The sequence below is a fragment of the Actinomycetota bacterium genome, from assembly GCA_030774015.1.
Classification (GTDB): domain Bacteria; phylum Actinomycetota; class UBA4738; order UBA4738; family JACQTL01; genus JALYLZ01.
This window is the reverse complement of sequence record JALYLZ010000127.1, coordinates 1-13,679: the sequence shown is the minus strand read 5'-3', so window position 1 is coordinate 13,679 and position 13,679 is coordinate 1. Positions and strand designations below refer to the sequence as shown.

The 13,679-nt window shown below is 68.4% G+C and carries 16 protein-coding genes and 1 pseudogene; all 17 read left to right on the top strand.

The window, feature by feature from the left end; all coding sequences use genetic code 11:
• On the top strand, positions 1-859 hold an 859-nt coding region (locus tag M3Q23_12700; GenBank protein ID MDP9342924.1), incomplete at its 5' end, for a molybdopterin-dependent oxidoreductase.
• Complete coding sequence (gene nuoH / locus M3Q23_12695; GenBank protein MDP9342923.1) at positions 860-1,981, top strand: NADH-quinone oxidoreductase subunit NuoH; 1,122 nt, start codon at positions 860-862, stop codon at positions 1,979-1,981.
• 68 nt (positions 1,982-2,049) lie between these two features.
• Positions 2,050-2,457 (top strand): annotated as a pseudogene (gene nuoI / locus M3Q23_12690) (NADH-quinone oxidoreductase subunit NuoI).
• A 38-nt stretch (positions 2,458-2,495) separates the two neighbouring features.
• Complete coding sequence (locus M3Q23_12685; GenBank protein ID MDP9342922.1) at positions 2,496-3,089, top strand: NADH-quinone oxidoreductase subunit J; 594 nt, start codon at positions 2,496-2,498, stop codon at positions 3,087-3,089.
• Positions 3,086-3,391 (top strand): NADH-quinone oxidoreductase subunit NuoK, encoded by a 306-nt coding sequence (gene nuoK / locus M3Q23_12680; protein ID MDP9342921.1) that lies wholly within the window; start codon positions 3,086-3,088, stop codon positions 3,389-3,391. The genes M3Q23_12685 and nuoK overlap by 4 nt, the downstream gene beginning before the upstream one ends.
• A 199-nt stretch (positions 3,392-3,590) precedes the next feature.
• A complete protein-coding gene (nuoL, locus tag M3Q23_12675) occupies positions 3,591-5,501 on the top strand; it encodes an NADH-quinone oxidoreductase subunit L (protein MDP9342920.1) in 1,911 nt (636 codons plus the stop codon).
• A 2-nt stretch (positions 5,502-5,503) separates the two neighbouring features.
• Complete coding sequence (locus tag M3Q23_12670) at positions 5,504-7,048, top strand: NADH-quinone oxidoreductase subunit M (protein MDP9342919.1); 1,545 nt, start codon at positions 5,504-5,506, stop codon at positions 7,046-7,048.
• A complete protein-coding gene (nuoN, locus tag M3Q23_12665; protein MDP9342918.1) occupies positions 7,048-8,493 on the top strand; it encodes an NADH-quinone oxidoreductase subunit NuoN in 1,446 nt (481 codons plus the stop codon). The genes M3Q23_12670 and nuoN overlap by 1 nt, the downstream gene beginning before the upstream one ends.
• A gap of 55 nt (positions 8,494-8,548) precedes the next feature.
• Positions 8,549-9,553, top strand: a complete 1,005-nt coding sequence (locus M3Q23_12660) for a polyprenyl synthetase family protein (GenBank protein MDP9342917.1) — start codon at positions 8,549-8,551, stop codon at positions 9,551-9,553.
• Between the two features lie 45 nt (positions 9,554-9,598).
• Positions 9,599-9,847, top strand: coding sequence for a ribbon-helix-helix protein, CopG family (locus tag M3Q23_12655; protein ID MDP9342916.1), 249 nt, complete (start codon positions 9,599-9,601; stop codon positions 9,845-9,847).
• Positions 9,844-10,242 (top strand): PIN domain-containing protein, encoded by a 399-nt coding sequence (locus tag M3Q23_12650; GenBank protein ID MDP9342915.1) that lies wholly within the window; start codon positions 9,844-9,846, stop codon positions 10,240-10,242. The genes M3Q23_12655 and M3Q23_12650 overlap by 4 nt, the downstream gene beginning before the upstream one ends.
• A 163-nt stretch (positions 10,243-10,405) precedes the next feature.
• The gene (locus M3Q23_12645; GenBank protein MDP9342914.1) at positions 10,406-10,573 is read left to right on the top strand and encodes a hypothetical protein; all 168 of its coding nucleotides are present in this window, start codon (positions 10,406-10,408) and stop codon (positions 10,571-10,573) included.
• Between the two features lie 83 nt (positions 10,574-10,656).
• Positions 10,657-11,037 carry an NADH-quinone oxidoreductase subunit A gene (locus M3Q23_12640; protein ID MDP9342913.1) on the top strand — a complete coding sequence of 127 codons (381 nt, stop codon included), beginning with the start codon at positions 10,657-10,659 and terminating at the stop codon, positions 11,035-11,037.
• Positions 11,038-11,063: 26 nt separating this feature from the next.
• Positions 11,064-11,540 (top strand): NADH-quinone oxidoreductase subunit B, encoded by a 477-nt coding sequence (locus tag M3Q23_12635; protein ID MDP9342912.1) that lies wholly within the window; start codon positions 11,064-11,066, stop codon positions 11,538-11,540.
• Positions 11,500-12,033, top strand: coding sequence for an NADH-quinone oxidoreductase subunit C (locus M3Q23_12630; protein ID MDP9342911.1), 534 nt, complete (start codon positions 11,500-11,502; stop codon positions 12,031-12,033). The genes M3Q23_12635 and M3Q23_12630 overlap by 41 nt, the downstream gene beginning before the upstream one ends.
• A gap of 148 nt (positions 12,034-12,181) precedes the next feature.
• Positions 12,182-13,087: an NADH-quinone oxidoreductase subunit NuoH gene (gene nuoH, locus M3Q23_12625; GenBank protein ID MDP9342910.1), complete on the top strand. Its 906-nt coding sequence runs from the start codon at positions 12,182-12,184 to the stop codon at positions 13,085-13,087.
• Positions 13,088-13,679: NADH-quinone oxidoreductase subunit I (locus M3Q23_12620; protein MDP9342909.1), on the top strand; the 592-nt coding region annotated here is incomplete at its 3' end.

The window sequence follows — 13,679 nt, the reverse complement described above, 5'->3', positions numbered from 1 at the left end:
GGGGGGCCGCCGGGTGGCGGACGCAGCGGAGCGCGGCGAGGTCGAGGCGGTGTGGGGCCCGGGCTCCGTGCCCGCGGCGCCCGGCCGGGACACCGCGGAGGTCCTGGCGGCGGCGGCTCGCCACGAGATCGACGTCCTGTACCTGATCGGGGTGGACCTGCTGCGGGACTTCCCGGACGAGGCGCTGGCCCGCCGCGCCCTCGAGAACGTCCGCTTCAAGGTGGTGCAGGACATCGTGTCGGGGCCGTTCGCGTTCTACGCGGACGCCATGCTCCCGGCGGCGGCGCCCCTGGAGAAGGACGGCCACGTCACCGACTGGGAGGGAAGGCCCCAGCCCATCCGGGCGCTGCGGGGTCCCACGGGCCTGGCCTGTCCCGACTGGGAGATCTTCCAGGAGCTGTCCGAGGTCATGGGCGCCGACATGGGATTCGGGGTCCTCGACGACCTCCGGCGCGAAGCCGCTCCGCTGCTGGCCCCGCGAGCGGTGGACCTCACGGCGCTGAGCGGCGGCGGCGACGCGGCGACACTCGGCGATCCGGGCGATTCGCTGGTGCTGTTCACGTATCCGCTGCTGGTGGACGAGGGGCTGCTGTCCCGTGACGCCCGGGAGCTGAAGGCGGCCCTGGAGGATGACCCGTTCGTGGAAGTGCATCCGGAGGATGCGGCGCGACTGGGCGTGTCGGAGGGCGGGCAGGCCACCGTGCGGACGCAGGCCGGCCAGGCCGTGCTGCCGGTCCGGGTGACGGAGCGCATCGCACGGGGCTCCGCGTTCGTGCCGTTCAACCAGCCCGGGTTCGCGGCGAACACGCTGCTGTCGGGACGGTTCACCACGCTGGCGACGCTGGAGGCGGCCACCTAGATGGACCTCGTCGACTGGATCCTGCTGGCGGCGCGGGTGGTGGTGGTGTTCTTCGGCATGCTGCTGACGGTCATGGTGGTCATCTGGGTCGAACGCAAGGTCGTGGCCGACATGCAGACCCGGATCGGCCCCAACCGAGCCGGCCCCTTCGGGCTCCTGGTCACCCTGGCCGACGGGATCAAGCTGTTCTTCAAGGAAGGCATCACGCCCTCCGGCGCCGACCGGCCCGTCTACCTGATCGCCCCGATCGTGTCGGTGGTGCCCGCGTTCCTGGCGTTCGCTGTCATCCCGTTCGGGACGGGGGTGCGCCTGTTCGGCCGGTTCGTGCCGTTCCAGGTGGCGAACCTCGACATCGGGATCCTGTGGGTGCTGGCCATGGCGTCGATCGCCGTGTACGGCGTGGTCCTGGCCGGGTGGTCGAGCGGCTCGAAGTACCCGCTGCTCGGGTCCATCCGCTCCACCGCGCAGATGATCTCCTACGAGGTCGGCATGGGCCTGGCCCTGGTGTCGGTGCTGATGTACGCGGGCACGCTGTCGTTCACCGGCATCGTGGCCAGGCAGAACCACATCTGGAACGTCGTCCCGATGTTCCCGGCGTTCCTGATCTACGTGACGGCCGCGCTGGCCGAGACCAACCGCCCGCCATTCGACCTGGCCGAGGCCGAGACCGAGCTGGTCGCCGGGTACCACACGGAATACTCCGGCATCAAGTTCGCGATGTTCTACCTGGCCGAGTACCTGCACATGGTGACGGTGTCGGCCATCGCGGTGACGCTGTTCCTGGGAGGCCCCCGCGGCCCGCACCCGAGCTTCCTGCCGTGGCTGTGGCCCGTGCTGTGGTTCGCGGTGAAGCTCTTCGCGATCATCTTCCTGTACATCTGGGTCCGGGCGACGCTTCCCCGCTTCCGCTACGACCGCCTGATGAACTTCGGCTGGAAGGTGCTCATCCCCTTCGGCCTGTTCTGGGTGCTGTTCACCGGGACGGTGGTCGTGCTGCCGGATTTGTACGGCCGCAAGGCGTTCTTCACGGGTGCGGCCATTACGGTCGGCGTGGGCGCGCTGATCTCGCTGTTCTGGCCGGCCCGCCGCACCCCGGCGCCGGAGGAGGAAGTGGCGTCGTGAGCCGACCGCCCGAGCCCGCCCAGGCCCCGGAGCCGCGGCGCGGCGTCGTGTGGCCCATCGCCAAGGGCATGTTCACGACCTTCAAGCAGATCTTCCGCAAGGACGTCACCGAGCAGTACCCCAAGGAGATCGTGCCGCCGCCCCCGCGGGCCCACATGGGGCGGCACCGGCTGAACCGCCACCCGAACGGCCTGGAGAAGTGCATCGGCTGCGAGCTGTGCGCGTTCGCCTGTCCGGCCGACGCGATCTGGGTGGAGGGCGCGGAAAACGACCCGGAGAGCCCTGTGTCGCCCGGCGAGCGCTACGCGAAGGACTACCAGATCAACTACCTGCGCTGCATCGGGTGCGGGCTGTGTGTCGAGGCCTGCCCGACCCGGGCCCTCACGCTCACCTCGTACTACGAGCTCGCGTTCCAGACGCGCGAGGAAGCGATCTGGTCGAAGGAGCAGCTGCTCGAGGCCCCACCGCCGCTCGGATCGGGGCCCGCCACCTGGGAGGGCAAGCATTGGTTCCGGTGATCGCGGGGGTCGCCGCCGACTGGATCGTGTTCTGGGTGTTCGCGCCGATCTCGGTGGCGGCGGCGCTCGGGATGCTGCTGGCGCGAAACGCCGTGCATTCCGCGCTGCTGCTGATCGTGAACTTCTTCTGCCTGGCGGTGTTCTTCCTGGTCCTGGGGAGCCCGTTCCTGTTCGCCGTGCAGATCATCGTGTACGCCGGCGCGATCATGGTGCTGTTCCTGTTCGTGATCATGCTGCTCGGGGTGACCCGCGAGGAGAGCCTGGTCGAGCGGTTGAAGGGACAGCGCCCGCTGGGGGTGTTGCTCGGGGCGGGGTTGATCGCCGAGGTCGTCCTGGCGGTCCGCTACGGCGTGGGCATCTCCACCCACGCGGCGCCCGGGTTCGACGCCGTGAACAAGGGCGGCAACGTCCAGTCCCTGGCCCGCGTCCTGTTCAACTCGTACTTCTTCCCCTTCGAGGTGACCTCCGTTCTTCTCATCGTCGCGGCGGTGGCCGCTATGGTCATGGCCGGCCGCCGAGCCAGCGAGATCGAGCGAGCCGGGCGCACGGCCGACGAGGCGGCCGCACGTCCTAAGGAGCCTGTGGCGTGAGGACGCCGATCTCCTACTTCCTGATCCTGTCGGGTGTCCTGTTCACAATCGGCACCGTCGGCGTCCTGATCCGCCGGAACGCTCTTGTCATCTTCATGTCGGTCGAGCTCCAGCTGAACGCGGTGAACCTCACACTGGTCGCCTTCAGCAGGCAGCTCAAAGAGCTCGACGGGCAGGTCCTGGCCTTCTTCTCGATGGTCGTCGCCGCCGCAGAGGTGGTCGTCGGCCTCGCCATCATCGTGGCGATGTTCAATCGTCGCCGCAGCGCCAACGTCGACGACGCGAACCTATTGAAATGGTGAGCTCCGCGGCGAAACCCTCACGTCCCGGCCGGGGCGGCGGCTGCTCCGGGGGATCCGGGGCCCACCGCTCCCGGAACGTGAGCGGGCGGCGTTTGGTGGTCCCCTCGGCCTCTCACACGTTCCTCCGCGGTCCCCCCTGGGCCCCCGGAGCCCCGCCTGCAAGCGTTCCATTCGGCGGCTCGTTTCGAGGAGCTCCTTGATGCTCCACCTGGTCGGACTCGTTCCCTTGTTGCCGCTGGTTGGCGCTGTCGTCAATGCGGTGTACGGGCGGCGGTTGCGGGATCGCGCCGGATGGGTGGCGTCCGCCGCTGTCGGCGCGGCCTTCGTCATCGCCCTACTGGTCTTTATCGGACTAGTTGGGCGAGATGCGTCGCATCGGGTGTTCGTGCAGCACCTTTGGACTTGGGTGCCGGTGGGGGCGTTCGACGTCGGGGTGGACTTTCGGGCGGACCCGCTTTCGGTGTTGATGGCGCTGGTCGTGACGGGGGTTTCGACGCTCATTCATGTGTATTCCATTGGATACATGCGGGGGGATCCTCGGTACTCGCGGTTCTTTGCTCAGCTGAATCTGTTCGTGTTCTTCATGCTGGTGCTCGTCCTGGCGCAGAACTTCCTGCTGCTGTTCCTCGGGTGGGAGGGCGTGGGGTTGTGCTCGTATCTGCTGATCGGGCACTACTTCGAGCGGCCCTCGGCGGCTTCGGCGGCGAAGAAGGCGTTCGTGGTGACCCGGGTCGGCGACGCGGCGATGCTCGTCGGCGTCGCGCTGATCTTCGTCCACTTTGGCTCCCTCGACTTCGGGCGCACGCTCGGTGCCGTGACTCCACACTGCCTGCCGAACATCGCCTGCATCATCCACGCGCCCCCGCATGGCGGCGTCTTCAACGCCATCGCGTTCCTGCTGCTGGCGGGGGCGGTGGGGAAGTCGGCGCAGCTGCCGTTGCAGACGTGGTTGCCGGATGCGATGGAGGGTCCGACTCCCGTTTCCGCCTTGATCCACGCCGCCACCATGGTCACGGCGGGGGTGTACCTGGTGGTGCGGACGCACGTGTTCTTCGAGATCTCGGGCGTCGCGCTGGCCGCGGTGTTGGTGATCGGGTTGGTCACGGCGGTATACGCGGCGCTGTCTGCGATGGGGCAGGACGACATCAAGCGCGTGCTGGCGTACTCCACGATCAGCCAGATCGGATACATGATGTTCGCGGCGGGGCTGAAGGCGTACTCGGTGGCGATCCTGTTGCTCGTCGCGCATGCCTTCTACAAGGCGCTGCTGTTCCTCTCCACCGGGTCGGTCATGCACGCGCTCGACGGTGAGACCGATCTCAAGAGGATGGGCGGGCTGCGGCACGCCATGCCGATCACGTTCGCGACGTTCGTGGTGGGGTGGCTGGCCATCTCCGGGGTGCCGCCGTTGTCGGGGTTCTTCGCCAAGGACGAGATCCTGGCCGTGGCCAGCCACACCGGGCGGACCGTCGCGTGGGCCGTCGCGCTGTTCGCCGCGTTCTTCTCGGCCCTGTACATCTCGAGGGTGGTGTTCATCGCGTTCTTCGGACCGCCCCGGCACGACCAGCACCCGCACGAGTCGCCCAGGATCATGACCGTTCCCCTCGTCCTTCTGGCGATCGGTGCCGTCGCGGCCGGGCTGCTCGGGCTGTCCGCCGTATCTGGCGTGCTGCCCCGGTTCCTGGTACCGGTGGTCGGCCGGGTCCAGGAGGGGCACGGCGGTCTCTCCACGGTCGTGCTGACGGTCATCTCCGTTACCGTGTCGCTGCTCGGCATCGCCGTGGGGTGGCTGGTGTACGGGTCCGGGCGGATCGACTGGATCGCGCTCCGGGACCGCTTCCGGCCCGTGCAGCAGACCCTGGCCCACGGGTGGTGGTTCGACCAGGTCTACGGCGCGCTGCTGGTGACGCCGGGGAAGGCCGGCGCGGCGTTCGTCGCCTACGTCGTGGACCGGCGGATCATCGACGGAGCCGGAAACGTGCTGGCGAACCTGTTCGCCCGCGCGGCGTCGGCGGGCCGCCGGCTCCAGACCGGCATCGTGAGGACGTACGCCCTGGCGTTCTTCCTGGGCGTGGTGGGCATCCTGTGCTACCTCGCGGTGAGGTTCTAGCGATGCCCTGGGTCACCATCACGCTGTTCGTGCCGCTGGCCGGCATCCCGGTGCTGCTGGCGTGGCCCCGGCTGTCCGATCGGGCCGCGCGCTTGGTGGCGCTGGCCGTGACCGTTGCCACGTTCGGGGTGTCGCTGGCCATCCTGGCGAGCTTCGACCGCAGCGCCTCCGGGTTCCAGCTGCTGGACCGGGCCAGCTGGGTGAGCTCGCTGCACCTCCAGTACCTGGTCGGGGTGGACGGCATCAGCCTGTTCCTGGTCCTCATCACGACGTTTCTCTTCCCGGTGGCGGTGCTGGCCTCGCACACCGAGCGCCACGACGTCCGGACCCTGATGGCCTCGCTGCTCGCGCTGGAGACGTTCGTGCTGGGGACGTTCGTGGCCCTGGACCTGCTGCTGTTCTTCCTGTTCTTCGAGGCCATGCTGTTCCCCGGCTACCTGATCATCGGGGGGTGGGGCGGGGAGCGGCGCGCCTACGCCGCGGTGAAGTTCTTCCTGTACACGATGGCCGGGTCGGCGTTCCTGTTCGTGGCCATCCTGTTCCTGTTCTTCCGGCTGCACACGTTCGACTTCCAGGTGCTGGCCGCGCACTCGGGCGACCTGCCGGTGGCCACCGCTCGGTGGCTGTTCCTGGGCTTCCTGGTGGCGTTCGCAGTGAAGGCGCCGCTGGTGCCGTTTCACTCGTGGCAGCCCGACGCCTACACGGAGGCGCCCACCGGTGGGCTGCTGATCCTGGCCGGCGTGCTGCCGAAGATCGCCACCTACGGACTGCTCCGGTTCAACCTGGGGCTGTTCCCGGAGGCGTCGCGGTACTTCTCGCACCTGGTGGCGATCCTGGCCCTGGTGGGGATCGTGTACGGCGCGGTCGTGGCGATCGTGCAGACCGACCTGAAGCGGCTGATCGCGTACTCGTCGATCTCGCACGTGGGGCTGATCGTGCTGGGGATCTTCGCGTTCACCCAGCAGGGGATCTCGGGCGGCGTGCTGTACATGGTGAACCACGCCCTGTCCACGGGGGCGCTGTTCCTGCTGGTGGGGATGCTGTACGAGCGGACCAGGACCCGCGACCTGGCGCGGATGGGCGGCCTGGCCCAGGTCACGCCGAAGTTCGCCGCGGCGTTCCTGTTCGTGGGCCTGGCGTCCATGGGGCTCCCCGGGCTGAACAACTTCGTGTCGGAGTTCCTGGTCATCCTGGGGGCGTTCACCCGGAACCGGGTGTGGGGGTCGGTGGCGGCCGTGGCGGTGCTGCTGTCGGCGATCTACATCCTGTGGGCGTACCAGCGGGCCATGCACGGGCCCGTCCGGGAGGAGCACGCCACCCGCCGCGACCTGACGCGGGTCGAGTACACGATCCTGGTGCCGCTGCTGGCGGCCATCCTGTTCCTGGGGATCTACCCGAAGCCGGTCCTGGACCGGATCAACCCGGCGTCGTGCCGGGCGACGGTCCGATCTGCGCCCACTGTCGGGTTCCGCGGGACGGAGGGCCAGGAACCCTGCCGAGCGTCCACGGGATGGACCGTGTACACACCCTTTGGAGCGATGCCCTAATGCCTCACCCGCCGCTTTCGTTCGGGCCGGTCGCGCCGGAGCTGGTCCTGGTGGGGATGGGGTTGACGTTGTTGCTCGTGGACGCCCTGTTTCCGCGTATCCGGCATGGCGCCCTCGTGCTGGCCACCCTGGCCGGGCTGGCCGGGGCGGCGGCGGTGGCGGCCTGGCTGTGGAACTGGCACGGGCCGCTGACCGTGCTGGGCGACATGGTGGCGGCGGACCGGTTCGCCGTGTTCGCCCGCATGGTGGTGCTCGCGGTGGCGGCGGTGGGCGTGCTCCTCGGCCACCACTACTTCGAGCGGACCGGCGAGGCCAGGGGCGAGTTCTACCCCTTGCTCCTGCTGTGCACCTCCGGCATGACCCTCATCGTGGCGGCGTCGAACCTCATCATGGTGTTCCTGGCCCTGGAGATCCTGTCGCTGTCGCTGTACGTGCTGACCGGGTTCTCGCTGCGGCTGGCCTCGATCGAGGGAGCCATGAAGTACTTCCTGCTGGGGGCCTTCTCGTCGGCGTTCTTCCTGTACGGGATCGCGCTGGCCTACGGCGCCACCGGCACCACCAGCATCGCCGGGATGGCCCGCGCCCTGTCGGGCCGGCCGGGGGCCCTTCCGCTTGCGCTGGCCGCCGCCGGCCTGCTGGCCGTGGGGTTCGCGTTCAAGGTGGCGGCTGTCCCGTTCCACATGTGGGCGCCGGACGCCTACCAGGGCGCGCCGACGCCGATCACGGCGTACATGTCGGCGGCCACCAAGGTCGCCGCCTTCGCCGCGTTCATCCGGGTGTTCGACGTGGCGTTCCAGCCGCTGTCGTGGGACTGGACGCCGTTCGTGTGGGTCCTGGCGGCGGTGACCATGGTGGTCGGGTCCGTCCTGGCCATCGCCCAGACGGACGTGAAACGAATGCTGGCTTATTCGAGCGTGGCCCACGCCGGGTTCATCCTCACGGGGATCACCGCGGCCAACCAGGACGGCATCCAGGCGGCGCTGTTCTATCTGGTCGCCTACGCGGCCATGATCGTGGGTGCCTTCGGCGTGGTGATGGTGGTCTCGATCCGGGGCGAGGACCGCACCGGCCTGACCTCCTACGCCGGGCTGGCCCGCCGGAACCCGCTGGCCGCGGGGTTCCTCGCGCTGTTCCTGCTGTCGCTGGCCGGGATCCCGCCCACCGCCGGGTTCATCGCGAAGTTCTCGGTGTTCAAGGCGGCAGTCGACGCCGGCCACTGGCCGCTCGTGCTGATCGCCGTGCTGGCCAGTGTGATCGCCGCGTTCTTCTACCTGCGCGTCATCGTGCTCATGTACATGCAGGACCCCCAGGACGAGGTGGTGCCCGAGACCAGGCCGGTCCCGGCGCTGGCCATGGCGGCGCCCGCGGCCCTCACGCTGCTGTTCGGCGTGTTCCCGCAGATCGTGTTCGGGTTCCTGCGGTCGGCGGCCATCCTCAGATGGTGAGCACCGCGAGTCCGCCCATGGTGGCGGCGTCACCGCACCGGTACGATCGGTCGCGATGACCAGAGTCGAGATCCCCGGGCTGGAGGTTCCCGACGCGACGCTCGAGGCCGAGCTGCGCGCGGGGCTCGACCAGGTGGAGCGGTTCCTGGAGAAGACCGTCCAGGCCGACTACGAGATGCTGTCCGAAGCGGCCGCATACCTGCTGGCGGCGGGCGGGAAGCGCTTCCGCCCCATGCTGGTGCTGCTGGCCGGCCACTTCGGCGACCCCGAGGACGCCCGGCTGGTGCCCGGCGCGGCCGCCATCGAGCTGACCCACGTGGCCACCCTGTACCACGACGACGTCATCGACGAGGCCGAGTCGCGCCACGGCGTGCCGTCGGTGAACGCCCGGTGGTCGAACAGCGTGGCCATCGTGTCGGGCGACTACCTGTTCGCCCGGGCCGCCGAGATCGCCTCGGACCTGGGGACGGAGGTCACCCGCCTGCTGGCCCGGACCATCACCACAGTCTCGAACGGCCAGATCCGCGAGGTCTCCACGGCCGGGCAGCTGCACCAGAACGAGCGGGCGTACATGGAGACCATCCGCCGGAAGACGGCCTCGCTCATCGCCACGTCCTGCCGGCTGGGAGGCCTGCTGTCGGACGCCCCGCCCGACCAGGTGGAGACCCTCGACCAGTTCGGGGAGGCGGTCGGGCTGGGGTTCCAGCTCTCCGACGACATCATGGACGTGACGGCGTCCGAGCGGGAGCTGGGCAAGGAACCGGGCGTGGACATGAAGGAGGGCGTCTACACGCTGCCCGTCCTGTACGCCATGACCCACGGCGATCGCCGGGACGAGCTGGTCGAGCTGCTTCGCCCGGGGCCGCCGGAGGGAGAACGCCTCCACCGGGCGCTCGCCATCGTCCGGAGCGACGGCAGCCTCTCCCATGCTCGGGCTGCGGTGACCCGTGAGGTCCGCCGGGCCAGGGAGCTGGCGAGCCGCCTGCCCCCGGGCGTGGCCCGGACGGCTCTGGAGACCCTGGCCCGGTTCATCGCGGACCGCTGCGGCGCCGAAGCCTGAATCCCTCAACGACATCATGATGGCGCCAGGGGTTATCATGATGTCATGATTCGAACGCAGATTCAGCTCACCGAGCAACAGATTCGCGAGCTGAGAAAGTTGGCCGCCGAGCGGCAGGTGTCGCTCGCGACGGTTGTCCGCGAGGCCGTCGACCGCATGCTGGAGCAAGGCGATGTGGAAGAGCGGCGGCGGCGCGCGCTGGAGGCCATCGGCGGATTTCGCTCCGGCCACACCGACATCAGCGAGGACCACGATCGGTATCTGGCCGAGGATTTCTGGGACGCACCGGAGTGAAGACCTTCGTTGACACCTCGGCGCTCTACGCGTTGCTGGACGAACAGGACGCTCGCCATCAGGACGCCGCGCGGTGGCTCCGGGGCCCCGGACGTGACCCTCGCGAGCTCCTCGTGTCGCACAACTACGTCGTCGTCGAGGCTGTAGCGTTGACCGGGCGACAGCTGGGGGCCGCGGCCGTGCGGGCCCTCCTGAACGGGTTCGTCCCCGCTCTCAGCGTGTTCTACGTCGACGAGCATCTCCACGCCACCGCCGTGAGCGCCTACCTCGCGGCGGGCGGCAAGCCTTCCTTGGTGGACTGGGCAAGCTTCCAGATGATGCGCGACATGGGCATTCGTCGGGCCTTCGCCTTCGACCAGGACTTCGTCGCCCAGGGCTTCGAAGCCGTTCCTTGATCCAGCGACCCGGCGCGGCTCCAACGGCGGCCTACGACTTCTGACCAAAGACCTAGTCCCCCTGCTGCCAAGTTCCGTCGTCGGCCGGATGACGCCGATCGGGTCCGCGCGTACGTTGCTCCCTGTTGGCTGAGGGTCACGAAGCCACCAGTGAGGAGGTCCGATGGAGGTCCAGTACGGGTACCGTGCCAGGCCCGTGGTGATCCGGCACCCCAGCTACCTCGGGTCCATGTCCCGCTACCTGGTGGCCGCCACGGGGCTCGGCCTGCTGGCCACCGCCGTCTGGGTGCTGTCCTTGCTCTTCGGCTCGGCCTCGACCGTCGTTCGCTAGGGCTGGAACTGGCGGAGTGCTCCGGCGGCCGCCTTCGCATTGAGCGGGCGGCGAAGCGGCCACTGTAGAATTCGCGCTTGAGAATGCTTTCACAAGCATCCGAGACCTACTACCAGTCCTACGGGGTCATCGTCGCCGTCATCGTGGCCGGCGCCGGCCTCGTCGCGGTTGCGCTGCTCACGGCCCGGGCCCTGGCACCCCACCGGCCCCTCCCCGAGAAGCTCACCACGTACGAGTGCGGGATCGACCCGGTGGGGGAGGGCTGGTCCCAGAGCCAGATCCGCTACTACATCTACGCGTTCCTGTTCGTCGTGTTCGACGTGGAGAGCGTGTTCCTGTTCCCGTGGGCGGTCGTCTTCGAGCGCCTCGGCTACGCCGCGGTCGTGGAGATGGGCATCTTCATCCTCATCCTGGGCGTCGGCCTCCTGTACGCCTGGCGAAAGGGAGTGCTGCGGTGGGCGTGATCGAGCGGATCCCCGTGCCCCAGCCCATGAAGTTCATCCTGAACTGGGGCCGGCGGTACTCGCTGTGGGTGATGAACTTCGGCTTGGCCTGCTGCGCCATCGAGTTCATCGCCGTGACCGATCCCAAGCACGACTTCATCCGGCTGGGCGTGATCCCGTTCGCGCACGGGCCCCGGCAGGCCGACCTGCTGGTGGTGGCGGGCACCGTGACCGACAAGATGGCGCCCGCCCTGAAGCGGGTGTACGACCAGATGCCGGAGCCGAAGTACGTGATCTCGTTCGGCTCGTGCTCGAACTGCGGGGGCCCGTACTGGGACTCCTACTCGGTGACCAAGGGCGTGGACCAGATGATCCCAGTGGACGTGTACGTGCCGGGCTGTCCGCCCCGGCCGGAGGCGCTGCTGCACGGCATCATCCGGCTCCAGGAAAAGATCGCTGGCGAGGACATCAGGGAGAAATGGAGTGGCAAGCTCACGCGTCCGGCCCCCGCTCCGACCACCTGAGGTCGGGCAGCGCCTGCGGGCCCAGTTCGGCGAAGACGTCTCCGACGTCGTCGACCAGGGCGGGCACGCCGTGGTCACGGTGTCGGCGGCCCGGCTCCGGGAGCTCGTGCAGACCCTGCGGGACGATCCCGAGTTCGCCTGCGACTACTTCGACTTCTCGAGCGCCGTGGACTTCCCGGACCAGGGCGTCCTCGAGCTGGTGACGCACCTGTACTCGACCTCCCGCAACCACCACGTCCGGGTGAAGGTGCGCATCCCGCGGGACGACGCCCGGTGCCCCACCCTCTCCGACCTGTATCCGGGGGCGAACTGGAACGAGCGCGAGACCGCCGAGCTGTTCGGCGTGGTCTTCGAGGGCCATCCGCATCTGCTGAAGCTGGTGCTGCCCGAGCCGTTCGAGGGCCATCCCCTCCGGAAGGACTTCGAGCTCATGAGCCGGCGGGCCAAGGTGTGGCCGGGCGCGCCGGAGGGCGAGGAGGAAGAGGAGGAGTGACCGCTTGATCGGTTTGGTCGGCGTGATCCATGCGATTGGCCTGGTCGGCACGGCGGGCGTCTCCTTCGTCAACAGCCTGTTCAGCAACTTCTGGGTCATCCTGGTGATCAAGGCCCTGCTGGTGGTGATCGTGTTCCTGTCGGCCCCCATGGTGGTCGGGTACATGGAGCACAAGGTCCTGGCCCACATGCAGTCCCGGCTGGGGCCGATGTACGCGGGTCGGTTCCACGGGTGGGCCCAGCTCATCGCCGACGGCGTGAAGTTCGTCCAGAAGGAAGACATCGTCCCCCGGGCCGCCGATCGCTGGGTGTTCGCGCTCGCTCCCGCGGTGGCGATGATCCCGTACATCCTGCTGTTCGCGGTGATCCCGTTCGACGACAACCTGTTCGCGGAGAACCTGGACGTCGGGATCTTCTACGTGCTGGCGGCGTCGTCGATCTCCGTGATCGGCGTGCTGATGGCGGGATGGGCCTCGGCCAACAAGTTCTCGCTGATCGGGGCGCTGCGGGCGGCGGCGCAGCTCATCGCCTACGAGCTGCCGCTGATCCTGGTGGCCGCCGCCGTGGTGATGCAGGCGGGGACGATGTCGCTGATCGGCATCGCGGAGGCCCAGCAGCACTACTGGTACGTGTTCCCCCAGATCGTGGGGTTCGGGATCTTCATGATCGCGTCGCTGGCCGAGTTGACCCGCCCGCCCTTCGACATGCCCATCGCCGACTCCGAGATCATCTTCGGCGCCTACACCGAGTACACGGGGCTGAAGTTCGCGTTCTTCCTGCTGTCGGAGTACGCCGGCATCGTGGTGTTCTCCGCAATCGCGAGCGTGTTGTTCCTGGGCGGCTACCAGGGTCTCCCCGTCCTGGGCCACGTCATACCGGGGTTCTTCTGGATGTCCGGGAAGATCGGAGCGCTGTCGTTCTTTATCATCTGGCTCCGTGCGACCTACCCGAGACTGCGCGAGGACCAGCTCCAGCGGTTTTCCTGGGTCGTCCTCATCCCGGTGGCGCTTGCCGACATCATGGTGACCGCCGTGCTGAAGGTGGCGGTGAAGTAGATGGCCCTGGACGAACGGCAGGAGGTTGGGGCCGGCGTCAGGGAGCCGGAGACCAAGGGCGGGAGTTTCCCCGGCGTCGGGCTGCTGAAGGGGCTGGGGGTGACCCTGAAGCACATGCTCCAGCGTTCGATCACCCAGCAGTACCCGGACGAGAAGCCCGACCTGCCGCCCCGTAGCCGCGGCGTCATCGCCCTGAAGGAGGAGAACTGCACCGTCTGCTGGAAGTGCTCGCGCGAATGCCCCGACTGGTGCATCTACATCGAATCGCACAAGGAGACGCACCCTCCGGCCTCGGGGGGCCGCGCCCGGTCGGTAAAGGTGCTCGACCGTTTCGCCATCGACTACGCGCTGTGCATGTATTGCGGGATCTGCGTCGAGGTGTGCCCGTTCGACGCGTTGTTCTGGAGCCCGGAGTTCGAGTACGCCGAATACGACATCGTCGAGATGACCCACGAGAAAGAGCGGCTTGAGGAGTGGACCTACAAGGTCCTGCCGCCTCCACTGCTGGAGGTCGGGGCTGAACCTTCCGTCGAATCGACGATCGTTGCGCCGGCCGAAGCCATCGTCGCTCAGGCGCCCGCGGAGGCACAGG

Coding starts and splice junctions, on each gene's coding strand:
- M3Q23_12655 (MDP9342916.1), top strand. CDS start 9,599: ATGATTCGAACGCAGATTCAGCTCACCGAGCAACAGATTCGCGAGCTG.
- nuoH (MDP9342923.1), top strand. CDS start 860: ATGGACCTCGTCGACTGGATCCTGCTGGCGGCGCGGGTGGTGGTGGTG.
- M3Q23_12670 (MDP9342919.1), top strand. CDS start 5,504: ATGCCCTGGGTCACCATCACGCTGTTCGTGCCGCTGGCCGGCATCCCG.
- nuoL (MDP9342920.1), top strand. CDS start 3,591: ATGCTCCACCTGGTCGGACTCGTTCCCTTGTTGCCGCTGGTTGGCGCT.
- nuoH (MDP9342910.1), top strand. CDS start 12,182: ATGGTGGTCGGGTACATGGAGCACAAGGTCCTGGCCCACATGCAGTCC.
- M3Q23_12640 (MDP9342913.1), top strand. CDS start 10,657: ATGCTTTCACAAGCATCCGAGACCTACTACCAGTCCTACGGGGTCATC.
- M3Q23_12635 (MDP9342912.1), top strand. CDS start 11,064: ATGAAGTTCATCCTGAACTGGGGCCGGCGGTACTCGCTGTGGGTGATG.
- M3Q23_12660 (MDP9342917.1), top strand. CDS start 8,549: ATGACCAGAGTCGAGATCCCCGGGCTGGAGGTTCCCGACGCGACGCTC.
- M3Q23_12645 (MDP9342914.1), top strand. CDS start 10,406: ATGGAGGTCCAGTACGGGTACCGTGCCAGGCCCGTGGTGATCCGGCAC.
- nuoN (MDP9342918.1), top strand. CDS start 7,048: ATGCCTCACCCGCCGCTTTCGTTCGGGCCGGTCGCGCCGGAGCTGGTC.